Source organism: Bacillus sp. TE8-1, assembly GCF_008368855.1.
In the GTDB taxonomy this organism is placed as follows: Bacteria; Bacillota; Bacilli; order Bacillales; family Bacillaceae_G; genus Bacillus_A; species Bacillus_A cereus.
Genome location: NZ_QPET01000002.1, coordinates 122668 through 147067 on the forward strand (window position 1 = coordinate 122668; position 24400 = coordinate 147067).

A 24400-nucleotide genomic window follows, 5' to 3' on the forward strand; every position below is an offset into this window, starting at 1 on the left:
TGTAAAATATATTTTTAACTGGGGGTTTTGTATGATTCAAGTTCGAAATCTAGTAAAATCATTCGGTTCACTTGATGTGTTAAAAGGAATTGATTTAGAAGTAAAAGAAAAAGAAGTTGTTGTTTTAATTGGTGCCAGTGGTTCTGGTAAAAGTACATTACTTCGCTGTCTTAACTTTTTAGAAATGTACGATGAAGGCGAAATTCACTTACAAGGTGAGCGAATTGATCCAAAGCATTCAAATTTAAATAAAGTCCGTGAAAATGTCGGTATGGTTTTTCAGCACTTTAACCTCTTTCCTCATATGACCTCACTAGAAAACATCATAGAAGCACCTATTCACGTAAAAAAATTAGAGAAAGCAAATGCACAGGATATTGGAAATCAACTTCTCCAAAAAGTCGGCCTTCAAGATAAAGCGGATGTAACTCCTCATCTTCTTTCAGGTGGTCAAAAACAGCGCATTGCCATTGCACGAGCTCTTGCAATGAGCCCTAAGATTATGCTGTTTGATGAGCCTACCTCAGCTTTAGACCCTGAACTTGTTGGAGAAGTATTGCAAGTTATGAAAGAACTTGCTGAAGAAGGGATGACAATGGTTATTGTTACTCATGAAATGAATTTCGCAAGAGATGTAGCTGATCGCGTCATCTTTATGGATGATGGAAAGATTGTAGAAGATGCTCCGCCAGCACAATTCTTTTCAGCTCCATCACATGAACGGGCAAAACAATTTTTACGCAACGTTTTATAATGTAACTTTTGTTTCAAACGAAAAGGAATACATTCATACGGTGCACAACTAATCATCCAAATAAAATATTTCAATAACATACTGAAAAACCATCCGTATGATCAATATATAGGAGGGGTTTTATGAAAAGAAAACTATTAACCATTGTTGCGAGCATTACACTATGTACATCCTTCATACTAGGAGCTTGTAGCAAAGAAAGCTCTACTACTTCATCAAATGGTGAAAAAGAATTTCGCTATGCGATGAGTGGATTATACAAACCTTTTAACTATAAAGAAAATGACGGCAAACTTGTCGGTTTTGATGTAGAAATCGGTGAAGCTCTTGCTAAAAAGATGAACATGAAGGCTACGCCAGTTACAAACCCATGGGAAACGCTGATTCAAGGTCTTCAAGCGAAGAAATATGATGTAATACTGGGTAGTATGGCAATTACAGAGGAGCGCTTAAAAGCTGTTAGTTTCTCAAATCCGTACTATCGCTCTGGCGCCCAAATTTTTGTAGCTAAAAAGAATAACGCTATCTCTTCTCCAGAAGATTTAAAAGGTAAGAAAATTGGTGTTGTAAAAGCTAGTACCTTTAAAAATCTTGTTGCAAAATATACAGATCAAATCACAGAATATGACAGCGATATTACTGCTCTTATGGATTTAGAGCCTGGGCGTGTTGACGCAGTAATTACGGATCAAATGGTTGGTCTACGTATGATAAAAGAAGGAAAATCGAATATAAAAGAAGCCGGAAAACCATTAAATCTTGATGAAATGGGAATTGCTATTCGCAAAGATGATAAAGAAATGGTTGAGAAAGTAAATAAAGCGTTAGATGAAATCATTAAAGATGGTACGTATGAAAAGATCAGTAAAAAATGGTTCGGGCGTAATATTCTCGGTGAAGAGGAAAAAACGAAGTAAGTTAGCCATTCAAAAGATTCATAAACAATGCCCCACTGATTAAATGTTCATTTTATGTGGGGCATTTCATTCTCTACTAAAATCTATACAATATGAGGTGAAACGCATGTTTGAAATTTTTATCTCTTCCTATCCCACACTCTTAAAGGCTACTATTGTCACATTACAATTAACATTAACTTCCCTAGTACTCGGTTCATTAATTGGATTATTATTCGCTTTCTTTCGAATCTCTAACAATAAAGTTTTAAATAGTATCGCTCATGTCTACATTGCTATTATTCGTGGTACACCTTTAATTGTTCAAATTGCCATTCTATATTTTGGAATTACATCCGTTGTTGTTTTCACCCCTTTTTGGGCAGGTGCAATCGCTTTAGCAATTCATAACGGTGCATATATTACGGAAATTTTCCGTGGATCTATTCAATCCGTTGACCGGGGACAATTAGAAGCAGCTCGCTCTTTAGGCATGCCTTATCCTTTAGCTATGCGACGAATTATATTACCACAAGCATTTCGTCTGTCTCTTCCTCCTCTAGGAAACCAATTTATTATCGGATTAAAAGATTCTTCACTTGTTGCTTATGTAGGAATGTCCGAATTATGGGGTTCAGGTTTATCAATTGCAGCAGGTAACTTCCAACAATTAGATACTTACATAATCGTTGGCGCATACTATCTCGTACTTGTTCTTCTATTTACTTATTTTGTTAATCTTTTAGAAAACCGATTACAACGAAAAGAAACTAACTCCGTCCAAGTCCATAAAAGGAACAAAAAGGAAGTTTCTTTATAAGAAAAAGCAAGCCTGAGATGGCTTGCTTTTTCATTGCAAAAATATATTAATTTTTACTGATTTACTTTTTTAATACTCTTTTCTTCTTCTATATGTTCCTCACGATATGAAATATTATGAGGATCTAGTCCATTTCCTAAAGAACCATAGAAATGCTCTCTATGCGGATCCACTAATTCACTTCCTTGATAATACACACGTGGTGTATTCCATAGCGCTGCCAAAGCTTTTGTCATCGGCATCTCATGATAGCGTTCCGGCCACATTTCTTTAATCTTCTCTTTTACTAACGGATAGTATTTAGAACTCATAGCAGGAAACAGATGATGTTCTGTATGATATGAGAAATTGAAATGTAAAACGTCTACCCAGCGCGGCACTGTTACTGACAAACAGTTTGCTAACGGATCATTTACTGGAACAATTGGATTTAAGCGGTGATTTGTTGCGATATATGCCATTACAATAAAGTTAGCAATTAACAACGGAATGACATATGCAAATAACCATTTTCCAGGTCCCATAATAAACAATAAACTAATCCAAACTGTCCAAGGCAAAAGAAGTTGAAGCCATACAGATTTTTGATTGGATGACTTGAACTCTTTTATAAAATGAAAGAACATTCGAGTCGAATGCAATGTAAATTGAATTGTTAGTGACAGAAAACTAAAGAATGAACGTACATGTAAAGGCATACGATATACCCAACTCAAAAACTTACTCTTCTTAAGTTTCTCAAGTGTCGGCCATGCATCTGGATCATTCTCTTCATGCTGTGTATGAACATGATGCGTTGCATTATGCCACTTTCTCCAAAGCTTTGGCCCTGTTGATAATGGCATAAATGCAATCGCGCCTAAGAAGTCACGAAGCCATGCCTTTCTTACAACAGTTCCATGTAAAATTTCATGCCCTAAAAATCCTAGTGAAGCAAAACATAATCCAAGAACAATCGCAATTCCTAGATTCGCCCACACATTCAATTCAAATACACCAATCGATATTAACCCCGCCAATGCCACAAGCAAATAAGCCAGTCCACCAAATAAACGAGTAGGCACTGGTTTAAATGCTTTTTTCGGCAAATGTGGTGATACACGTGCTGCATACCACCCAAACGTATGAAGCTCCTTCATCCTTTTGCTCCTTTCTTATGCCGCGCCTTGCGCAACTTACATATATCAATTCTTGCTTCCAGATTGATTTTACTAGATGATCCAAAAAGCATCTATTATAAGGAAAATATACTCACTCTATCGTCACTTATTTTTCGCTTTTATTATCAATGAAAAACATTTCTCTTTTTACTCTCTATCAACCTTTCCACATGATGAATCATAACAATAGAATTTCTATATTGTCAACACCTTTTATGACCTAGTAATAAAAGGTGGTTATATTTTTATAATCATACTTTATTTCACTAAAGAAAATGTATAGATTCCATAAGGATTTACCCACTATATATAGACATTTCCTTAAACGCCATAGACTCTATCTCATTCAATAACTCCCTATGTAATCAACAAACAGAATCACTTGAATTTAGTTTTATATAAATCCTACTACATCATAATGCCCCACCTAATTAATTATATTAAAAAAATTTATAACCTCTTTTAATAAAAATAGACTACTTCTAAAACAACACACATGAATTTCATATAATATGGAAATATTAAAAGAAAAATTGTTCTAAAATCAGGAGGTTTCCGCAATGACAAGTGATACATTTCCACAACTGCCGCTATCTTATTGGATTGAATCTACTCAGTTTCCTACTTTCCCTCGTTTATCCGAAAATATAAAGACGAAAGTTGCTATTATCGGTGCTGGTATTACAGGTATTACTACTGCCTATTTACTTGCAAAAGAAGGCATCGATGTTGTTTTAATTGATTCTGGTCGTATTTTAAATGGAACGACTGGGCATACAACAGCGAAAGTAACAGCACAACATGATCTTATTTATGATGAATTAATAAATCATTTCGGTGTAGAAAAGGCCCGGCTTTACTATGAATCAAATAATCAGGCTCTACAATTCATAAATAAAACTGTTCAAACATATAAAATCGACTGTAATTTCTCAAATGAAGATTCATATTTATATACAACTACCGATAACGGATTAAGAAATTTAACGAAAGAATATGAAGCTTATCAAAAATTAAATATACCTTGTGACTATGTTCAATCTCTATCGATTCCTATTCCAGTACAATCTGCACTTGTAATGAAAAATCAAGCACAATTCCATCCCCTTCTTTATTTAAAAACACTTTTAGAAAAGTTTGTGGAGATGGGCGGAAAGCTCTACGAACAAACAACAGCTATGGATGTGGAAAAGGGAGATTATCCACAAATAATTACAAAAGAGGGCCATCATATCACTTGTGAATATGTCGTCTCTTGTTCACATTTTCCTTTTTATGATGCGAATAGCTTTTTCTTTACGCGAATGTACGCAGAACGCTCCTACGCTCTTGCAATAAAAGCAAAAACAGATTATCCAGGTGGCATGTATTTAAGTATTGATGATCCAAAGCGCTCCTTACGCTATATAACAAACAATGGAGAAAAATTAATTTTGATTGGCGGAGAGAGTCATAAAACAGGACAAGGAATAAATACGATGCTTCATTATGAAGCACTCTATTCTTTTGCTGAAGCAACTTTTGGAATAGACGAAGTTCCTTATAGATGGTCAGCACAAGATTTAATCACTCTAGATAAGCTTCCTTATATCGGACATATTAACGAAAGAAATCCAAATATATTTGTTGCAACTGGATATCGCAAATGGGGAATGACAACTGGAACTGCTGCCGCTCACCTACTGAAGGACTCCATCCTAAAAGTTCACAGTCCCTATAAAGAACTGTATGCACCATCACGCTTCCATGCAAATCCAGATATAAAAACGTTCCTCTCCCAAAACATTGATGTTGCGAAACATTTAATTGAAGGAAAGATTGAAACCGCATTACGTAAGCCAGAAGATCTCGAAGTTGGTGAAGGATCTGTCGTACATGTTAACGGTAAACGAGCAGGTGCTTATAAAGACAAAGAAGGAAAATTACATATCGTCGATACAACTTGTACACATCTCGGCTGTGAAGTTGAATGGAATAATGGTGATTGTACTTGGGATTGCCCTTGCCACGGTTCTCGTTTTTCTATTGAGGGGGACGTTATTGAAGGCCCAGCAGATCAACCGTTAAAACGAGTTGATAATGAGTAAACAAATAAAGAAGTTCAACAAAATTACTGTTGAACTTCTTTATTTGTTATAAACCCTTTTCAGATAAAATTCGACACAAGGAGGAAAATATTAACATTAAATAAAATAATATATTCATCTACAAATTAAAAGGGGTGAATATTATGCAACCTTCAGCTCCACCTCATCTAGAATCTACAGAAACTATCTTTCCAAGCTCTATTACAAAACTTGTTGTTTTTATTTGTTGGCTAGCCATTTTAGCTGATGGATATGATTTAGGTATTTACGGTGCCGTTCTACCAAAGCTCCTAGAAGACAAAAGCTGGGCGCTATCACCAGCGCATGCTGGTACAATTGCAAGCTATGCTTTATTTGGGATGTTTATTGGAGCTATTCTAGTTGGAACGATTACAGATCTAATTGGGCGTAAATGGACGCTTATATGCTGTTTAGCACTTTTTTCTATCACAATGGGTTTAGCGGCTATCGCTCCTTCTCCTGAGTTATTTGGATTATCTCGATTTATAGGAGGAATCGGATTAGGCGGTGTTATCCCAACAGCTTCAGCACTTACTGTTGAATATTCACCAAAAAAAAGGCAATCTTTTATTTATGCTCTTATGTTTACTGGCTATCCTTTAGGTATCGTGTTAGGTGCTATTTTGTCCATGCTTATGTTAGCAGATTTCGGATGGAGAATTATGTTTGGTATCGGAATGATTCCACTACTCCTCATTCCTTTCATTATTCGCTATTTACCCGAGTCCATTCAATTTTTATTATCACGTAATCGCCAAGAAGAAGTGAACCAAATTCTTAATCGTTTTCAAATTGAATTTCATATAAAAAATAAAACTCATCAAGCTCCATCTACTATACGAAAGAAAAATGGATTTTTCACTTTATTCTCAAAAGAATATATAAAAGCAACACTACTTTTTTGGATCACTTATATAATGGGAATGTTTTTAATATATGGTTTAAACACTTGGTTACCACAGATGATGCGCCAGGCGGGATATCCTCTTGGATCTAGTCTGTCTTTTCTACTTATGCTAAATATTACCGCAGCTATCGGCGCATTATTTGCTGGAGCAATTGCTGATCGTATAGGCGCAAAAATTGTTATTAGCATCTCTTATCTTATGGCAGCCATATGTATCGGACTATTAACAATCAAACCATCTGTTACAATCATTTATCTTTTAATTGGCCTTGCTGGTATTGGATCAGTCGGTATTACTCAAATATTAAATGCATATGTAACACAATACTTCCCATCACATATCCGAGCTACCTCCTTAGGCTGGGGACTGGGGCTTGGCCGAGTTGGTGCAATTGCTGGCCCAATTCTCGTCGGTATTATTATGACAATGCAATATGACTTAGCATGGAATTTTTACTTATTCTCCTTTGCAGGTCTTATCGCAGCTATATCTGTTTTCTTCATTCCTACAAAATAAAAAGAGCACAAACTTACTTGTGCTCTTTTTCATATGCTTCAAACAACATATCTCGAAACAATGTATTTAAACTCTCAATATCGATTCCTAATCCCTTTTCAATTCCTTTTACATATTGCTGATAGTAATGAATTTGTTCTTCTAAAAATTGATTTAGCACCTTAATTTTCAATCCAATATCTAATTCAGTACCTGCTTTTTTCTTTATTAACAACTTTTCAATTTCATCTAATACGCTACGTTCTAATGATAATTCTGTAATTAATCGATCAAATTCTACAGGAGGTAAAGTCGTTTTCTCTTCTAGCCACTTACAAGCTAAAATGGGACGTAATACATAAAAGTACTTTTTCAGCTTTACATTCTCACCTTGCAAAAATTCACGATAATTTTTCGACGCCATATGTAAATAATGATATATCGTTGCTTTTGGATCAAAATTCTTCTCACTCATCTGTTGAAGTAGTTCTGGAAAATTAGAGTTTTTCGAATAAAAAATTGGTGATCGAATCCACTCAAGTAAAGCAGGATTCGACTTCGCGAATAGTTGCAACGCCTTTTTAATATCCCAACCACTTATATCTAAATCATCACTAATTGGATATTCAATTACATCTCGTTTGTCATGAATTGATAAATACCATTCTACCGGATGTATATAAACAAACCTAACATCATAATCGCTATCTTTCGATGGAAACCCCCAAGCACGACTCCCTGATTCCACCGCAAATAAAATTTTTACATCATTCTCTTTTTCAATTCTTTCTAACTCCAACTCGATTTTCTCTCTCATTTCATAACATCTCCATTTTTTGATTATTTCCTTGGAAATTCGACAATACACTATTAATTTTACTACATACTAAAAAAACTGTCAGAAATTACTGACAGCCTAATGAAACGTCTATTGTTGCTTTTCAATTACAGTAGCAGCCATTCGTTCAAACTCTTTTTGAATCTCCTCTTTATATGCATCTACTATTGAAAAATCCATAGCAGCAATATAAATTCGTTCTAATTTATCACGAACCGATTTTGCTTTCGCTAAGAAAGACATCGCCTCATTCATTTTTGCTTTATATTGAATGGAGACATCACGAATTTCCTTCGCATATTTCTCATCCGTCCCTGGCGTAACAATAAGGGCATACATATCAATAATTTCATCACCCTCGCGACTTGGAAAATATTCATGTGGTGCGGTGCTATCAAAAATTGCAAATCCTAATTCTCTTACGATAACCATATCAAGACTATTCGGGTCAAATCCGCAATGATATACTTCAACTTCAAACCCTTTTTCTTCAGCTGCCTTAGCTAACTTTTTGAGCATCGTTGATTTTCCAGAGCCTGGGCGCCCTTTTATAAAATAACGATGTGGTAACCCTTCTGTTAAATTAGGAACAAAATCAACTGCTCCTTTCGGTGTAGCAGCTCCTAAAAAACGATGTTTTATAAGCGATTGTCTCCCGCTTTTATCTGCAAATAATTTCTGGATTAGCTGATTGGTTAGTTCATTTGCTTTATTAAAATCTATATTATCAATATATATCTTCTCCCACTCATCATGTATAACCAATGCCTCTTTAAAACGTGCGTAAGCAGACTGAAAAGCTTTGCTTGCTTCTGAAACAAATCTTTCAATTTCTAACTTCTGCTTTCTTAGTTTATCTGAGTCCCAAGCAATTCCTAAATTTATATACTCTTCAACAACTCCTGGCATTTTTGGCTCAATAACATGCGGCGATGTCCCATCAACAATTCCTACTTTTAATTTTGGGATAATTACACCATCAACCGATTTATTATCAGAAGAACAATGTAAAAATTCAATATCATATCCTTTTTCAATCCATTCACGACCTATTGCCTTTATTAAAGAAGATTTTCCCGTTCCTGGGCCACCCTTTAAGATAAATAATCTGTCTAATCCTTTTAAATTCTCTTCGTATAAATTGTGAAATCCCCTAGCTGTATTACCACCAGCATAATAATTTAATACATTTCCTGTCACTGCACTCACTCCTTCGCAGCATTCTATTTACATAAGCTACAATATGCGAGCAGCTTTATTTGGGTGAATACCTATTTTGTATTGCACGCAAAAAGGAAATGAATTACAATTTAACTATCGGAAAATTCCGATTTTAAAAACTGAATACTTCTTTATCAAGAGAGGCAGAGGGACCGGCCCTTTGAAGCCCAGCAACCTCAGTTTATACAAACTGAATAGGTGCTAATTCCTGCAAAATGCAATGCATTTTGGAAGATAAAACTCAACTAGCATGTAAAGCTCATCTTTCTTGATACTGAAGGATGAGCTTTTTATTATTTGAAAAACATATATTGGAGGTATGTAAAATGAAAGTAATTGATTTATCACAAACATTTGAAAATAATATGTCTCAATTTCCTGGAACACCTAAAATACAACTAGAAGCTGTTACAAGTGTTGAAGAATCAGGCTATCAAGTTACAGATTTTCATTCTGTCGTTCATGTTGGCACGCATTGTGATGCTCCTGCGCATTTTATTTCAGGCGCAACGACCATCGATCAATTACCGCTGGATCAATTTGTAGGTGAAGCTGTTCTTATTGATGTAACTCATGTACAAGAACGAAAACTACCTAAAGAAGTACTGCACGATGCTGATATAAAAGAAGGAGATATTGTTATTTTTCATTCTAATCTATCCACAAAATGGAATACAGAAGCTTATGAGAAGGAAGCATTTTATCTTTCTGAAGAATTAGCTAAAGAACTAGTGCGATTAAAAGTAAAATCTATCGGTTTAGATTTCATTTCTCCTGATGAAGTCACAACAGAAACATCACCGATTCATCACATATTACTAGGGAATGATATTTACTTAATTGAAAACTTAACAAATCTAGATGCTATCGAAGCAAAACGTTTCTTTTTCTCAGCAGCACCTTTAAAAATTAAAAATAGTGACGGTGCTTTCGCAAGAGCATTTGCTGTTATTTTTTAAACACAGCCTATAAAAAAAGCAAAGGCCACTACTGGTCTTTGCTTCTATATTTTCTATTTAAATTAAGAAAGAATTGTTCCACACGAGGACGCACCCAAGCTAAACAATCTATCTCTTTCTTCTTTGTGCAAGCTATCTCTTCTCCATCTACCATTTCAACAAGTTCTAGTTCTAACAGTTGCCTCGTGAATGCTAACATATTCACTTCTTCGGATGGATACTCTTCTTTTAATTTCTCCTCAATTTCCCCCAATAAAAAACCGTCACGCATCATTGCCAATGCATCAATCCAAAGTGGCGGCATTTCATATTTTTCTCCTGTAATTGTATCTTTTACAATATAATTCTTTTGCTCTTTTCGAAATTGAATCGTGTGTAAACATACAGTCGAATTTAATGTTAATTCCATCATACCACCTCTTTCATAATATCTGCATAGAAAAAAGGATGCGTGTGCACCCCTTCTTATCTTTTCATAACACTACTGAACCGCTACATGAGCAATCAATCTCATGTCGATATTTTCCTCCATTATAAACGAAGTATTTTATAAAAAAAACCCTTCTTGAAACATTTTATAAAATGTTTATATTTACACAACAAGAACACTTTTCTGAAAAATCTTTTCTCCCAATACATTAAAAGGTAGGCAAAAAAATTTCTACTTTCGTTCCTACTCCTACACTACTTTGGATCGTGATACTCCCTTGATGTTCCTTAATAATTTTATATGTAATCATTAATCCAAGTCCTGTACCAGTCTCCTTTGTTGTGTAAAACGCCTTGCCGATTTTTTCTAACTTCTCATTCTCTATACCAAATCCTTGGTCTTCAACAGAAATACACAAATGTCCTTGCGTTTTTTGATATGCACGGATATGAATTTCTCCACCCTCTGGCATTGATTCTATTCCATTTTTAATGATATTTAATAACACTTGTTTTAATTGCTTATCATCACCGTTTATAGCCGGTAAATTCCCATCTACTTGTAAATGACATTTAACTCTATATTGCGTTGCATAACTTTCCATTAGATGCACAACATATAGAAGGATGTCTCGTATATTACACCTTTCATAATTTGTTGGCTTTGGTTTTCCTAACAACATCAATTCACTAACAAATCCATTGACTCTTTCAATTTCTTGTAGCATAATGTCGTAGCTCATCGTATCAGTTGGGTTTCTTTCTTTTTGCATTTGCGTAAACCCTTTTAACGCTGTTAACGGATTTCGAATTTCATGGGCAATTGTTGTAGACATAGTCCCAATCACAGCTAAATTTTCCGTCTCTTTCATATTGTTCATCATTTCAACCACTGTTCTTACATAAGATTGAAATCGTTTTAATAAAGAATGTGAAATAATGAAATAAAATACACATAAAACAAGTGGAATTATCACTTTTAAATCTTGTAATAGCAATGTGAAAAATACGTACTTTCCAATTACACTAAAGGACACTAAATAAAAGTATTTTTTATTCACGAAAACTGGGGCAAATAAAATTAATAACATTTCTACCATACTGCCATGTTCAAAAGGTCTATCCGTTCGCAAATAAATCATTAAATTATTCACAAGATTGATAAACATGTACCCAAATAAAAATAAATATTTTACAGAATATACATACCCTCTTTTTTGAAGATATATAGAAATAGGAAATAATGCTATTACAAATATAGGCACACCTACCCCAAGACCACCTTCTGGCCACCCTACCGCTGTTCCACTAATATTCATAGCAGGATATACAAAATAATATATAGCGTCATATAAAAAGAATATAATATAAAATAATAATATAAATACCTTTAAGGCTCTTCTTTCTTCATAAATCAAGCTCTTGTATTTATTCATATAAAAACTCCCCTTGATCGATACAAAAAACTTTCATTGTTATCTCCTTAAAGTATAAGTATGAAATTGCTTTCAGGGCAATATTTAACCTTATAATACTGAAAGGAAGGAGATCTCTCCTTCCTTTTGGTAACAACTTACATCCATCTTACCCTGTCATGTAACAATCCATCCGTAAAATTATTATGCCCCATTACAAAATCCTTCATATATAAATTTAAATACTCACCGTACTTACTTTCTGTATTTAATAACAACTCCTCGACGTAATAAGCACCTTGTTCAAATTGATCTAAAAGTAAACTGGACAAGCCCGCATAAATCCCGCACCCTACCTGAAAATACGTTGCATTCGTTTTATATTTACGAAAAACTTGGCTACTATTCATCACATTATACATATATGCCTCACTATTTTCATAAACGAGTAACACACCGACCAAGTCCTCTCCAGCAACCTCTTCTTCCGCTGGATTAAACACTTTACGATTCCAGTTCCATAAATCTTCTACTTGATCTAAGTTCTGTCTAATTATATTTGTTGTATACTCATTAATTCGATAAAGAAAACCAACTTCCATATTGAAGTTTTTCCCTAAAATTAATACTTCCTCATGTGGCATTAAACAACCATAGAATTCTTTTTCTCCTAACTTCACTTTATACTCTGAAGAATATACATCTTCATAAAAGTAAAGAGGACGATGATGACTCATATACATCGGATAACTCCAGATCGCTTCATCTAAAAATCGCTCTACTGCCCATGAAGCATAAAGTGTATGTGGCTTTATAAGTGCTGTATCATTCAAAAATGATGTGTCATGTTCTACAATATAACATGCTCTTGGCCTTTCATTTGGTCGTTCCTTCATAAGCTCAACAACCATCCATTGAACAACACCTGGATTCATACCTGAACCTATAATCGCTTTTGTATTTGTAAATTTCTCTTTCTCCTTCTCAAACCTTGTATATCTTTCCGTAAGCTGAAAACCGATTAAGCTATCGTCCTGATCTACTGCCTCATTTTCCAAGGCTGAATTAATATAACAAATTCCTAGTTCATTACAGCAGCTTAATACTCTAATTGTATCTGCCCCTGAAACATCAATCACAACACTCGTTCTTTTTTCTTTTAAATGTTTTTTAAATTCCACTACATTTTGAAGGTTTATTTCATATAAATATAATTGATCTTTCAAATTCGAAAACAACTCATCGTAATAATTCCTATCTTTTTGTTTTATATCCACCAAATGAAATTTAGCATTCTTTAATACTTCATAAATTGGATCTTTTTCATTTGCTATCGCTTGATTTAAAATTGCTAAAACTGCTTTTGCTGCTCCACCAGCACTACCAAGCAATGTAATTGATAACGAATTCGGAAACTGCTCCACAAACAAAACCCCTTTAATAAATTAGTTGAGCAGCTCCTCCTCAAAAAATAAATTGAATATATAATAAGATAGCTCGTACACAATGTTTATAAGTTAGTGCAAAGTTACCTTTTAAAAAATCACACTATACTATGCTTATATTCAATTCATTTTCCCCTCATCTTCAAATTAAACTAAAACAAATAGGCTCGACCTTTTCTTCTGCATATAAAAGAAAAAGTCAGCCCTTCCAACTAATCTACGGACAATGGACGGATTTTACATGTTGAATATTCACATACATTTTTGCATCACGTGCTTTTGATATTTCAATATGACCTTCATCAATTTTCGCCATTTTTCCAATTTTATTGGACTCCTCACCTAAATCAAACACCATAATTTTCCCAGTCATTTTAATAAGCTGTTCTTCAAATGTTCTAGCTAATGTAATATTTAACGGATTTACGGGGAGTTCATTTTTATTGAGGGCATACGGTACTTGGTTTTCTTTATACGGAATTAACCATTTTAAATGCTTTAAAGATATATATACCGTTTTATAAACCGGACTATAAAAAACAATATAGTCGTTCATCACACTTGTAACATAACCATGTATTGGAGCATTTCCTGCTACATAAACTTCTGTAAAAATCCCTTTAGAAGTACTTAATACTTTTCTCAAAGAAATTGAAGGGGATTCCCTCTTAATTACAGAATCAACATCTGGTTTTAGTATGTCTTCGTCATGTGGTCTTAAAAATTTATAGTATTGTACATGATATAAAGATATATATACATAGTCTTGTCCATTGTAAAGAACAATAATGTCATTTCCTACGTCTATTAATATACCTTTAAACCTTTTTTCACCGATTAATTTAACATATATATTTTCCCCAATACTTTTGTTTAACTCATTCATCTATATCCTCCTTCCTATGAATTTCAGCTTTCCTATCTTCCGTTTCAAAAAAATAATCAGGGCAATGTTCTGTCTTAATAGTAAGTAATTCCTTTTCATACTATCGAAATAAGAAATTGTTCTTCTCTTTCCCTCATAATGCCCCTCTTATTTATTAAACATTATTCATCTTCATTCTTTTTACATTTCACTACTTGACTCACACTCTTAATATGATAATTAATGATATAAATAACTTCATCACCGTTTACTAGCGTAATACATTCTTCATGCACTTCACTTAATAGGCCTTCTACACACTCTGGGCCGCCACGGTTAATCTTTACCCACTTATACTTCAAGTCACGTAATACATCGACGAAAGTATCATCATCAGAGCAGAAACATGAAACATAGCCATCGCCACATTTACTTTCTTTCACTTTCTTAACTAGACTCTTCACATGTTTCAATTGGTAATATACTAATTCACCAAGAGGAAGTTGTAATGTAAGGTAATCTCTTCCTAACGATACAAGTACCCCCACTCGACTCTCTGGTCCACGAAGATTTACTTTTACAGTCTCACCGACTAAGCCTTTAATTTGTTCACAGCATAATATACTTTCCAAATTTGTATCCTCCTTTCTTATTATCTTCCTCTTCTTGACTGTCTTTGTGCGCGAGCTCGACCTGAATCATTACTTTCGCTTTCACTTTCGCTTTCTTCGCTCTCTCTACAAGGTACTGTTACACTCTTAATATGAGATACTGCAACTAATATAACTTCTTCTTTTACAATTAGTGTCACAAATTCACAAGAAACATCTTGTAAAATACCTTCAACTTTCTCTGGGCCACCACGATTAATTTTCACCCAGCAATATTTGAAGCTTTGAAGTAACTTTTCAAAGTCATCTTCACATTCACATTCCAACCATCTGCAATCATCTGCTTTACAATCTTTCACATTTTTTGTAATACTTTTCAGATGACGAATCTGATAGTAATAGAGCTCTCCTTTTTCATTCTTTAATACAAAGTAATCCGAACATACAGCGACTATTGTCCCTTTTTGAGATTCTGGACCACCCCTGTTTACTCTCACAAAAGATCCAATTAAGTCTTTCAGAAAATCACAATGAAATAAACTCACGAGAAAACCCCTTCCATTAATTTATAAGCTTTTGCACTGATAGTATATGTATCTGTACAGGTTACGTTCTCTATGTTTGTCCTAGCTAGAAAAAAATATGCTTTTAACATGGTAGACTACTACCTATCAAAATTTGAAGAAAGGCTAAGAACTCCTTATGTTTTTGATATCTTCAAACAAAAAATCCCTTATGAAGATACATTTCTGCATATCTTCATAAGGGATTTCCCATAGTTTAATCTTCGTCTTTAACATCCATATCTTCTGGAATTGGTTCGTTCAATATTTCTTCCACTAATTGCTTATATTTCTCCATTTGTTCTAAATGCGTATTGAATTGTTCTTTATTTACTAAATATTGCTCTCCATCGAATAGCGCACGAATTTTCTTTTGCTGAATTAACTCTTCAATATACGATTTTGGTAAATTCAAATACTCCGCAGTCTCTTCTATTGTTATATACAATGCGTTCATTCCTTTATTATTTTTTCATCTATACTGTATCTTACTTTACTTTATTTTTGTAAACAAATAAAAAAGATTTTGTAAATGCAGTTCAAAAAGCAGGTAGATGCATTCCATATATTGTATAGTATTATATAGTAAGAATTTTTTAAATATAGAATGGTATTACCCATTTACACAAAGGAGAGTTAACATATGGCTACTCGTCACATCATTACAATGTTAGAAAAAACACTACAAGTTGAAACAGAAAACACAATTTCTCATTTGAATGTATCTTTATCTGATCGTTTTCTTTCTCAAAGCACAGCAATACATGAAAACAATTGTTATCATACAATTGGTGAATGGTACAAAAATCATTTCTTATTCCAACAAGATGATTTCCTTTGGGCTAAATATGCCTTCTATGACGCATATTGTGAAGCCATCCAAAAACAAGGTCATCTTACAAAACGCGTCCGTCAAATATTAGAATCATTGGCTCGAAAACATGGAAAACAATATATTGCTTCTATACTAAATATGCCATTTCCTAATGAACGCGCTAAAGGGACAGCTTAATTTAGCCATGTTCTGCGTAAGCAAAACATAGCTAAATTGTTTTCTAAGATGCTTTACCAATAAAAATGTTCATATCATATGAACTGATGAAACCGGTGTCATTATAATGATTGAAAATATAGTAAACAGGAAAACCCCCACGTACATCTCTCATCCATTTGAATAGAGAAGTATGTGGGGGTATACTTGTTCCTTATTATTTTATCATCTGCTTAATCAGTTCGCGATTTCTCTTCTTAAATACTTCATTATGAGAAGAAACCATTCCGTACTCACTTGCATCTGGTTGGATAAATTGCTTTGCTTTATTCACAGCATTTCCAGCATCTTGGAATGCACCTGCAATTAAGTGTAGTTTCCCTTCGTGCTTTAAAATATCTCCAGCAGCATATAATCCATCTACTGAAGACTCACTATTTGCATTACCTGCAATATAATAATTATCTATAATTGCAACGTCTAACTCACTATTTTCTAATAATGTAATGTCGCGTTCATATCCATGATTAATAATAACTTCATCAATAGGTAAGTGAGAAACCTCACCTGTTTCATGATTTGTTAATTCTACATATTCGATCGCTTCATGATTATCACCAGCAATTAATTTTGTAATCGATGTATTAAAGAAACACTCCGCTGAGCTGTTCATAAGTTGTTTTACTTGTGCTTCATGACCAGATAATTCTTCTTTTCTATAGGTTACATACACTTTTTTCGCAATTGGTTCCAATTCATTTGCCCAATCAACAGCAGAATTGCCTCCACCGGAAATAATAACTGTTTTACCTTTGAAACGCTTTAAAGATTTAACTGTATAATTTAAATTCGATACTTCAAATCGCTCAGCACCTTCAATAGATAACTTTTGCGGTTTCAATATACCACTTCCTGTTGCGACGATAACTGTTTTTGAAAAGTGTTCTTCGCCAGTACTTGTTTTTAATGTAAAAGTACCATCTTGATTACGAATAATCGATTCTACTTTTGTATCTAATACAACTTCCGGCTTAAATGTTAACCCTTGCTGTACAAGTTGTTCAATTAACTTATCACCTGTAACTGGCAATAGTCCTCCTACATCCCAAATCATTTTTTCCGGATACACATGTATTTTTCCACCTAAATGTGGTTGAAATTCTATTATTTTCGTTCTCATTTCTCTGAGTCCACTATAAAAAGCTGAATAAAGCCCTGCAGGTCCTCCGCCTATCACGGTTACATCAAACAATTCTTCTCGATTCATTCGTGCTCACTCCTCAGCTATTAATCGTTGATTATCATTCTCAATAAAATATAACCTGTTTCCGCAAAATTTACAATCAAAATTACTATTGACAATACACCTATATAAAATTATATTATTTAAAGAATCAATAGTGATAATCATTATCATTTTGTTAATAATTAGCAAATTTGAGATTACATCTTCTTTCATTAATATGGTTATTACTATATTATAAAATCTCATATTCAAGATTTTTAATAAATTATTTTGCATTACCACTACTATTTCAAAAAGATTGCAGTTAAACAAATTATTGTATACACATATCATCTATGTTAAAGGAGAAAGACGATGAAAAAGTTATTTATTTCACTAACAGTCCTTTTCGTTCTTGTTATGAGCGCTTGTAGCAATAGCTCTACAGACAAAAAGAACGATGCAAAAGGTAGCAAATCAGAAACAATTACATACCAATCTGAAGATGGTAAAAAAGTAGAAGTTCCTGCAAATCCAAAACGCGTTGTTGTATTATCATCATTCGCTGGTAACGTAATGTCATTAGGTGTAAATCTTGTTGGAGTAGATTCATGGTCTAAACAAAACCCACGTTTTGATAGCAAACTTAAAGATGTTGCTGAAGTATCTGATGAAAATGTTGAAAAAATCGCTGAACTAAATCCAGATTTAATCATCGGTTTATCAAATGTTAAAAATGTCGATAAGTTAAAGAAAATCGCGCCTACTGTAACATACACTTACGGAAAAGTTGATTACTTAACACAGCATTTAGAAATCGGTAAGTTATTAAATAAAGAAAAAGAAGCAAAAACTTGGGTTGATGACTTCAAGAAACGTGCACAAGAAGCTGGTAAAGAAATTAAAGCAAAAATCGGTGAAGATGCAACAGTTTCTGTTGTAGAAAACTTCAACAAACAGCTTTATGTATACGGCGAGAACTGGGGCCGTGGAACAGAAATCCTGTACCAAGAAATGAAATTAAAAATGCCTGAAAAAGTAAAAGAAAAAGCATTAAAAGAAGGTTACTACGCATTATCTACTGAGGTATTACCTGAATTTGCTGGTGATTACTTAATCGTAAGTAAAAACAAAGATACTGATAACTCATTCCAAGAGACAGAATCATATAAAAACATCCCAGCAGTAAAAAATAATCGCGTATATGAAGCAAACATGATGGAATTCTATTTCAATGATCCACTTACATTAGATTTCCAACTAGACTTCTTCAAGAAGAGCTTTCTTGGTAAATAATACAAACATGAGGAATTCTTAATTTAAGAATTCCTCTTCCTTTATTCTATGAACAGAAAAGATGTGAAACGAATGACAAAAGATCATGACAATCCACGTTCTATAGCTTTTACATACAAACTAATTTTAAGCTTAATTGCATTCTTTCTTATTTTTATGGTTGCAATGGTATTAGGTGCTGCAGATACTTCGATAAAAGATGTATGGTTAGCACTCACTTCCTCCGCTAAAGGAGACAAAATATCTATTATTCGAGAAATACGTTTACCACGTGAAGTTGCTGCTATTTTTGTAGGAGCTGGATTAGCCGTTTCTGGGGCAATTATGCAAGGATTAACACGAAATCCACTTGCGGATCCTGGATTATTAGGGCTATCTGGTGGAGCAAATGCTGCGCTTGCACTGACACTTGCTTTCAACCCTTCCATCAGCTATCTTTACTTAACATTAGCTTGCTTTATCGGTGCGGCAATTGGCGCAATTATGGTATTTGGAATTGGTATGGTGAAAAAAGGCGGCCTTTCTCCTCTTCGAATTGTATTAGCAGGCGCTGCAGTTTCAGCATTTCTACTCGCAATTTCAGAAGGAATCGGCATTTACTTTAAAATTTCACAAGATGTATCACTTTGGACTGCTGGGGGCGTAATTGGAACAACTTGGAGCCAATTAAAAATTATTATTCCAGTCATTTCAATTAGTATCTTTATCGCTATCTTACTAGCAAAAAAATTGACAGTTCTTAGTTTCAGTGAGGAAGTGGCTATTGGACTAGGTCAAAAAATTATTGTTATTAAAACTATTTTATTTATCATTATTATCTTACTTGCAGGTGCATCTGTAGCGCTTGTTGGAAATATGGCATTTATCGGCTTAATGGTACCTCACATGGTACGCCCAATTGTCGGTCCAGATTACCGATTTGTTATACCGATGTCAGCAATTGCTGGAGCTTCCTTTATGATACTTGCAGATACAATCGGACGTACTATTAACGCTCCATACGAAACACCAGTTGCGGCAATTGTTGCGATTGTAGGGTTACCATTCTTCCTATTCATTGTACGTAAAGGAGGAAAAACATTCTCATGATGCAATCTATTTTAAGAAAACAGCGTCTCATTATACTCGCTTTACTTATAGTAATCATCACAACCATTGTAGTTGGAATGGGACTTGGTTCAGCGTCTTTATCTTATGATCGACTACTCCCAACATTAATGGGGCAAGGGACTTTTAAAGAGGAGTTTGTTTTATACTCTTTAAGACTACCTAGAATTGTCATTACATTATTAGCTGGTATGGCTCTCGCTTTATCAGGGGCTATTCTGCAAGGAATTACCCGAAATGATTTAGCTGAACCTGGTATTCTTGGTATTAACTCTGGGGCCGGTGTTGCTGTTGCTATTTTCTTTTTATACTTTCCAATAGATGTAGGTTCATTTCTTTACTTACTACCTGTAGTTGGATTTATCGGAGCATTTCTGACAGCTGTTCTAATTTACGTATTTTCATATAGTAAATCAACTGGACTTCAACCAATCCGATTAACATTAACCGGTATCGGTTTTGCATTTGCACTATCTGGAACGATGATTGTCCTTATTTCATCCGCGGATCGTATGAAAGTAGACTTTATTTCAAAATGGATTGCCGGAAATATTTGGGGAGATGACTGGATCTTCGTTTTAGCAATGCTCCCATGGTTAATCGTATTCATTCCGTTTATTTTCTATAAAGCAAATCGATTAAACATTTTAGCATTAAACGAACCAGTCGCAATTGGCGTTGGAATTGAAATTGAAAAAGAACGCAGGTACTTATTAGTTGCAGCCGTTGCACTTGCAGCTGCAGCTGTTTCCGTAACAGGAGGAATTAGCTTTATCGGATTAATGGCTCCTCATATTGCGAAATCTTTAGTAGGTCCAAGACATCAAATTTTCATGCCTATCGCCCTTTTAATCGGCGGATGGCTATTATTATTAGCAGATACAATCGGACGAAATATCGTTGATCCTAATGGCATTCCAGCAGGTATTGTCGTTGCTTTAATTGGGGCTCCTTACTTTATGTATTTGTTGCTTAAAAAAGCGTAAAAGACACCCTCAAGATCTTTTCTTGAGGGTGTCTTTGTTTCATTCTACTGCTGCCCATACCCTTCAAACTTCTTCGCCAAATTCTCCATCTCATCTTCTGGCAATAGCTTTGGTTCCCCAATGCTTTTCGTTTGATAATAAATTTGAGCACAAAACTCAATCTCTTCTGCAACAGTAAACGCCATTTTTATATTATTTGCACCAGCAATTAAACCGTGATTTGCAAGTAGCACAGCTCGGCGATCAATCATGCCTTCAAAAGCAGCATCCGCTAATTGCTTCGTACCAAATGTTTCATACGGCGCACAGCGGACATTCGGGCCTGCAAAAGCAATTAAATATGACACAGCCGGAAGCTCCCATCCTAATGACGCAATCGTCTTCGCGTAAGGAGAATGTGTATGCACAAGCGCATTTATATCTTCACGCTTCCTATAGTAAATAAGGTGCATATCTAATTCACTTGATGGTTTTCTCTCTCCTTCTACTACTTCACCATCTAGGTTTAATATAACTACATCTTCAGGCTTTGTTTCATAATACTCTAAACCACTTGGGCTAATCGCAACAAGACCTTGTTCACGATTAAAGATACTAATATTACCGCCCGTTCCCTTTGTTAAACCACTAGAAATCATTTTCTTTCCATACGCTACAATTTCTTCTCTTTCTTTTTGTAATAACATATACATCCCCCTAAGTATGAAGCTTATGATGACTGACTTTTACATTTATCTACTTATTGAAATAACTTTTTTAAATTCTCCGTAAACGGTGCCTTTACAATCCCTTTTTCTGTAATAATCGCTGTTACATTTTCATGTGGAGTAACATCAAATGCCGGATTATATACTTTACTTTCTGTCGGAGCTGAATATTGTCCGAAACGATTAATCACTTCAGAAGCATCTCTTTCTTCAATCGGAATTTCTTTTCCTGTCGATGTCTTTAAATCAATTGTCGGCGTTGGTGCCGCTACATAAAACGGAATGTTGTAGTATTTCGCTAAAATAGATACGCCTAATGTTCCAATTTTATTTGCTATATCACCGTTCGCTGCCACACGGTCGCATCCAACAATTACAGCGTCAATCTTCCCTTGTGACATGACCATAGCTGCCATATTATCCGTAATGACAGTAACATCAATTCCCGCTCGCTGTAGTTCTAATGCCGTTAACGTTGACCCTTGTAATCTTGGACGTGTTTCATCCGAAAAGATTTTTAAGTCCCATCCTTTTTCTTTCGCTAAGTACATTGGAGCCGTCGCAGTACCATACTTAGTCGTCGCTAACGCACCAGCATTACAATGTGTTAATACTCCCATTCCATCATGGAATAATGTTAATGCATGTTCTCCAATTTGACGGTTAATTTCTTCATCTTCTCTATGAATCTCTTTTGCCTCTTCTAGTAATCTATTTTTCAGCTGTGAGATTGATAAATGAATATTATCTGTCGCTACACTTTCCATTCTTTCAAGTGCCCAAAATAAATTTACGGCAGTCGGTCTTGATGTCGCCAAGTATGTACATACCTTTCTTACTTCATCCATAAATCCTTCTTCCGTACCTTCAGCAAATTCCTTTATCCCTAAATACACTCCATAAGCTGCTGAAACACCAATCGCTGGTGCACCTCGTACTTTCATTACTTGAATGGCATCCCACACACTTTCAGCTGTTTTAAAAGATTCATAAACAATTTCATTCGGTAATAACGTTTGATCTAACAAAACTAAGGCATCATCTTTCCACTGAATTGGTATTAATTGCTCTTCCATCATATTCTCCCCTTACTCCGCGTAGTGCATTGACTGTTCTTTTAACGTTTCTACAAAACTTGTACCCGTTCTATATTGATTCGCTCGTAAAATAAAACTCTTCGCTACTTTAAGACAAATTCGCTCCGCTCTAGCACGTGCTTCCTCATTCTCAATACAAGTAATATCTTTTACTTTCGCTAATCCAACAATACGGCGGATTAATTCAAGACCTGTCACTGCAGCTGTATCCTCTAATACAGATTGTAAATAGGCTTCGTTAAAGCCTTCTTCCTTCGCCATAATCTCGGTCACATGAATATCCCAAGCATCTAAAAACTTCTTCTTAAATAAATCAATTACCTCTACCATCGTAGTTTGTAACCAATCCATATACGTATCTTTCTCAGCTCCAGGTAGCATCGTTGCATCTGCATTCACCCAAGCAAACATTAAATTCGCCATTACATTCCCGACGTCATATCCCATAGGTCCATAAAAAGCAAACTCAGGATCAATAACCTTTGTAGAATCATCTCTTACAAAAACAGAACCAGTATGTAAATCACCATGAATAAGCGCCTGTGCATTCGTCATAAAAGAAAATTTACGTTTCGCTACTTCCATACGAAGCTCTTTATCACTATAAATATGCTCCCTAATCCATCCCTCATTTAAAGGAAATAACTCATTACGCTTATTATGATTTGTAAATGGTTCTGAATATACGAGGTCCTCTGTAATCTCACATAATTCAGGATTTATATAATTCTTCACAAGTTCCTTCTTCTCTTTATGATTCATTACAACATCCGATGTTAATAAAAGTGTATTTACCATAAAAGTAGTTAAGTCGTCAGCAAGCCGCGGAAATATTTGATGATTTATAAGTGCTGTACGTAATATTGTGTGATTCGATAAATCTTCCATTACGCAACAGTTCATCACACTATCAAATAAATACACCTTAGGAACAAGTCCAGGTGCTAACTCATCCTCTAACTGCAAAACATCTGATTCTATGCGAATACGATTCGTCGACAACTTAAACTCATCTGAAATGCGAGCTGTATCCCCAGCTTGCTTTACGATGACAGACATGTTCTCTTTTTCATCCCAAACGCGGAACACATAATTTAAATTGCCATCACCTATTTCTTTACACTTTAGCCCCTTTGCATGTTCAAACTTAGATAATTTCTCTTTCACATATGCAATCACATCTTTAGCTTCCATTAAAAAATACTTTGTGAACTTAGACATGGTTTCCCCTCCACACCAATTGTAAGCGTTTTCTAAAAGCTATAAAAAATAATAGGTTGAATTTTTTCATCCTATAAATATGTATTCTTCTTTTTGAAAGATATATCTAGGTTTTATTATATCTCGTTAGCACTTTGAGTCAATATTTCTAACTATCATCGTAATATACTTCCTAATTATATATTCGAGATGACAAAAATTGTTCAAAAAGATTTCGATTCATTTTATTTTATTTATCGCACAATTCTTTGTAAAATAGAAATAAGCAGTTCCTTTTCAAATA

24 protein-coding genes and 1 riboswitch are annotated in these 24400 nt (G+C 34.6%); of the genes, 10 read left to right on the plus strand and 14 right to left on the minus strand.

All coding sequences use genetic code 11. The annotated features are described in order from the left end of the window. Positions 1-31 precede the first annotated feature (31 nt). The 3 genes from DN404_RS01940 (at position 32) to DN404_RS01950 (ending at position 2470) form a co-directional block, all read left to right on the plus strand. Positions 32-754, plus strand: coding sequence for an amino acid ABC transporter ATP-binding protein (locus tag DN404_RS01940; RefSeq protein ID WP_144597005.1), 723 nt, complete (start codon positions 32-34; stop codon positions 752-754). A gap of 122 nt (positions 755-876) precedes the next feature. Continuing rightward, entirely contained in the window at positions 877-1671 is a 795-nt protein-coding gene (locus DN404_RS01945; protein ID WP_000823753.1) for an ABC transporter substrate-binding protein, read from the plus strand. A 43-nt stretch (positions 1672-1714) separates the two neighbouring features. Further along, complete coding sequence (locus DN404_RS01950; RefSeq protein ID WP_002023139.1) at positions 1715-2470, plus strand: amino acid ABC transporter permease; 756 nt, start codon at positions 1715-1717, stop codon at positions 2468-2470. A gap of 53 nt (positions 2471-2523) precedes the next feature. Here the strand turns inward: DN404_RS01950 and desB are convergent, their stop codons facing one another. Further along, a complete protein-coding gene (gene desB, locus DN404_RS01955; protein WP_000661226.1) occupies positions 2524-3609 on the minus strand; it encodes a Delta(10) desaturase DesB in 1086 nt (361 codons plus the stop codon). A 581-nt stretch (positions 3610-4190) separates the two neighbouring features. On the opposite strand from desB, the gene DN404_RS01960 reads away from it, so the two are divergent. Together DN404_RS01960 and DN404_RS01965 are read left to right on the plus strand one after the other, a co-directional pair. Beyond that, complete coding sequence (locus tag DN404_RS01960) at positions 4191-5717, plus strand: FAD-dependent oxidoreductase (RefSeq protein ID WP_149214673.1); 1527 nt, start codon at positions 4191-4193, stop codon at positions 5715-5717. Between the two features lie 143 nt (positions 5718-5860). After that, positions 5861-7162 (plus strand): MFS transporter, encoded by a 1302-nt coding sequence (locus DN404_RS01965; RefSeq protein WP_149214674.1) that lies wholly within the window; start codon positions 5861-5863, stop codon positions 7160-7162. Between the two features lie 13 nt (positions 7163-7175). Here DN404_RS01965 and DN404_RS01970 read toward each other — a convergent pair whose 3' ends face one another. Beyond that, positions 7176-7958: a nucleotidyltransferase domain-containing protein gene (locus DN404_RS01970; protein ID WP_149214675.1), complete on the minus strand. Its 783-nt coding sequence runs from the start codon at positions 7956-7958 to the stop codon at positions 7176-7178. Positions 7959-8069: 111 nt separating this feature from the next. After that, the gene (locus DN404_RS01975) at positions 8070-9179 is read right to left on the minus strand and encodes a PRK06851 family protein (RefSeq protein WP_149214676.1); all 1110 of its coding nucleotides are present in this window, start codon (positions 9177-9179) and stop codon (positions 8070-8072) included. 149 nt (positions 9180-9328) lie between these two features. Continuing rightward, positions 9329-9441: riboswitch (SAM riboswitch) on the plus strand. Positions 9442-9526: 85 nt separating this feature from the next. On the opposite strand from DN404_RS01975, the gene DN404_RS01980 reads away from it, so the two are divergent. Continuing rightward, positions 9527-10159 carry a cyclase family protein gene (locus tag DN404_RS01980; RefSeq protein WP_149214677.1) on the plus strand — a complete coding sequence of 211 codons (633 nt, stop codon included), beginning with the start codon at positions 9527-9529 and terminating at the stop codon, positions 10157-10159. A 28-nt stretch (positions 10160-10187) separates the two neighbouring features. Here DN404_RS01980 and DN404_RS01985 read toward each other — a convergent pair whose 3' ends face one another. The 7 genes from DN404_RS01985 to DN404_RS02015 all read right to left on the minus strand — a co-directional run bounded on the left by DN404_RS01985 (position 10188) and on the right by DN404_RS02015 (position 15944). Beyond that, entirely contained in the window at positions 10188-10568 is a 381-nt protein-coding gene (locus DN404_RS01985) for a hypothetical protein (protein ID WP_000424116.1), read from the minus strand. A gap of 229 nt (positions 10569-10797) precedes the next feature. Next, complete coding sequence (locus DN404_RS01990) at positions 10798-12024, minus strand: ATP-binding protein (protein WP_001046095.1); 1227 nt, start codon at positions 12022-12024, stop codon at positions 10798-10800. Positions 12025-12161: 137 nt separating this feature from the next. After that, positions 12162-13427, minus strand: a complete 1266-nt coding sequence (locus tag DN404_RS01995; RefSeq protein ID WP_000434715.1) for a hypothetical protein — start codon at positions 13425-13427, stop codon at positions 12162-12164. A 238-nt stretch (positions 13428-13665) separates the two neighbouring features. Beyond that, entirely contained in the window at positions 13666-14334 is a 669-nt protein-coding gene (locus tag DN404_RS02000) for an LSm family protein (RefSeq protein ID WP_001004268.1), read from the minus strand. Between the two features lie 161 nt (positions 14335-14495). Continuing rightward, a complete protein-coding gene (locus tag DN404_RS02005; RefSeq protein ID WP_000443836.1) occupies positions 14496-14945 on the minus strand; it encodes a hypothetical protein in 450 nt (149 codons plus the stop codon). Between the two features lie 20 nt (positions 14946-14965). Beyond that, positions 14966-15469 carry a spore coat protein gene (locus DN404_RS02010; RefSeq protein WP_149214678.1) on the minus strand — a complete coding sequence of 168 codons (504 nt, stop codon included), beginning with the start codon at positions 15467-15469 and terminating at the stop codon, positions 14966-14968. Between the two features lie 235 nt (positions 15470-15704). Then, positions 15705-15944, minus strand: coding sequence for a helix-turn-helix domain-containing protein (locus DN404_RS02015; RefSeq protein WP_002025240.1), 240 nt, complete (start codon positions 15942-15944; stop codon positions 15705-15707). 186 nt (positions 15945-16130) lie between these two features. Here DN404_RS02015 and DN404_RS02020 point away from each other — a divergent pair, with 186 nt between their 5' ends. Beyond that, entirely contained in the window at positions 16131-16499 is a 369-nt protein-coding gene (locus DN404_RS02020) for a hypothetical protein (protein WP_016121517.1), read from the plus strand. Positions 16500-16695: 196 nt separating this feature from the next. On the opposite strand, the gene DN404_RS02030 is transcribed toward DN404_RS02020, so the two are convergent. Further along, the gene (locus DN404_RS02030; RefSeq protein WP_001078298.1) at positions 16696-17745 is read right to left on the minus strand and encodes an NAD(P)/FAD-dependent oxidoreductase; all 1050 of its coding nucleotides are present in this window, start codon (positions 17743-17745) and stop codon (positions 16696-16698) included. 333 nt (positions 17746-18078) lie between these two features. On the opposite strand from DN404_RS02030, the gene DN404_RS02040 reads away from it, so the two are divergent. From DN404_RS02040 to DN404_RS02050, 3 genes are read left to right on the plus strand one after another with little or no spacing between them, the layout of a single operon-like run. Continuing rightward, complete coding sequence (locus DN404_RS02040; RefSeq protein WP_000732597.1) at positions 18079-18999, plus strand: iron-hydroxamate ABC transporter substrate-binding protein; 921 nt, start codon at positions 18079-18081, stop codon at positions 18997-18999. A gap of 48 nt (positions 19000-19047) precedes the next feature. Beyond that, entirely contained in the window at positions 19048-20088 is a 1041-nt protein-coding gene (locus DN404_RS02045; protein WP_149214679.1) for a FecCD family ABC transporter permease, read from the plus strand. Further along, a complete protein-coding gene (locus tag DN404_RS02050) occupies positions 20085-21092 on the plus strand; it encodes a FecCD family ABC transporter permease (RefSeq protein ID WP_000983753.1) in 1008 nt (335 codons plus the stop codon). Before DN404_RS02045 ends, DN404_RS02050 begins: the two co-directional genes overlap by 4 nt. 44 nt (positions 21093-21136) lie before the next feature. Here DN404_RS02050 and DN404_RS02055 read toward each other — a convergent pair whose 3' ends face one another. Genes DN404_RS02055 through mtnK form a run of 3 tightly spaced genes read right to left on the minus strand, consistent with a single transcriptional unit; the run spans position 21137 to position 24117 of the window. After that, the gene (locus tag DN404_RS02055) at positions 21137-21778 is read right to left on the minus strand and encodes an L-fuculose-phosphate aldolase (protein ID WP_000926554.1); all 642 of its coding nucleotides are present in this window, start codon (positions 21776-21778) and stop codon (positions 21137-21139) included. 53 nt (positions 21779-21831) lie between these two features. Then, positions 21832-22878 (minus strand): S-methyl-5-thioribose-1-phosphate isomerase, encoded by a 1047-nt coding sequence (mtnA, locus tag DN404_RS02060; protein WP_003269303.1) that lies wholly within the window; start codon positions 22876-22878, stop codon positions 21832-21834. Between the two features lie 9 nt (positions 22879-22887). After that, positions 22888-24117: an S-methyl-5-thioribose kinase gene (gene mtnK / locus DN404_RS02065; RefSeq protein ID WP_000033223.1), complete on the minus strand. Its 1230-nt coding sequence runs from the start codon at positions 24115-24117 to the stop codon at positions 22888-22890. Positions 24118-24400: the final 283 nt, after the last annotated feature.

Coding starts and splice junctions, on each gene's coding strand:
- mtnA (WP_003269303.1), bottom strand. CDS start 22,878: ATGATGGAAGAGCAATTAATACCAATTCAGTGGAAAGATGATGCCTTA.
- DN404_RS01945 (WP_000823753.1), top strand. CDS start 877: ATGAAAAGAAAACTATTAACCATTGTTGCGAGCATTACACTATGTACA.
- DN404_RS01940 (WP_144597005.1), top strand. CDS start 32: ATGATTCAAGTTCGAAATCTAGTAAAATCATTCGGTTCACTTGATGTG.
- mtnK (WP_000033223.1), bottom strand. CDS start 24,117: ATGTCTAAGTTCACAAAGTATTTTTTAATGGAAGCTAAAGATGTGATT.
- DN404_RS02050 (WP_000983753.1), top strand. CDS start 20,085: ATGATGCAATCTATTTTAAGAAAACAGCGTCTCATTATACTCGCTTTA.
- DN404_RS02030 (WP_001078298.1), bottom strand. CDS start 17,745: ATGAATCGAGAAGAATTGTTTGATGTAACCGTGATAGGCGGAGGACCT.
- DN404_RS02045 (WP_149214679.1), top strand. CDS start 19,048: ATGAACAGAAAAGATGTGAAACGAATGACAAAAGATCATGACAATCCA.
- DN404_RS01960 (WP_149214673.1), top strand. CDS start 4,191: ATGACAAGTGATACATTTCCACAACTGCCGCTATCTTATTGGATTGAA.
- desB (WP_000661226.1), bottom strand. CDS start 3,609: ATGAAGGAGCTTCATACGTTTGGGTGGTATGCAGCACGTGTATCACCA.
- DN404_RS02000 (WP_001004268.1), bottom strand. CDS start 14,334: ATGAATGAGTTAAACAAAAGTATTGGGGAAAATATATATGTTAAATTA.
- DN404_RS01980 (WP_149214677.1), top strand. CDS start 9,527: ATGAAAGTAATTGATTTATCACAAACATTTGAAAATAATATGTCTCAA.
- DN404_RS02055 (WP_000926554.1), bottom strand. CDS start 21,778: ATGTTATTACAAAAAGAAAGAGAAGAAATTGTAGCGTATGGAAAGAAA.
- DN404_RS01950 (WP_002023139.1), top strand. CDS start 1,715: ATGTTCATTTTATGTGGGGCATTTCATTCTCTACTAAAATCTATACAA.
- DN404_RS02020 (WP_016121517.1), top strand. CDS start 16,131: ATGGCTACTCGTCACATCATTACAATGTTAGAAAAAACACTACAAGTT.
- DN404_RS02015 (WP_002025240.1), bottom strand. CDS start 15,944: ATGAACGCATTGTATATAACAATAGAAGAGACTGCGGAGTATTTGAAT.
- DN404_RS01990 (WP_001046095.1), bottom strand. CDS start 12,024: ATGAATAAATACAAGAGCTTGATTTATGAAGAAAGAAGAGCCTTAAAG.
- DN404_RS02040 (WP_000732597.1), top strand. CDS start 18,079: ATGAAAAAGTTATTTATTTCACTAACAGTCCTTTTCGTTCTTGTTATG.
- DN404_RS01970 (WP_149214675.1), bottom strand. CDS start 7,958: ATGAGAGAGAAAATCGAGTTGGAGTTAGAAAGAATTGAAAAAGAGAAT.
- DN404_RS01965 (WP_149214674.1), top strand. CDS start 5,861: ATGCAACCTTCAGCTCCACCTCATCTAGAATCTACAGAAACTATCTTT.
- DN404_RS01985 (WP_000424116.1), bottom strand. CDS start 10,568: ATGGAATTAACATTAAATTCGACTGTATGTTTACACACGATTCAATTT.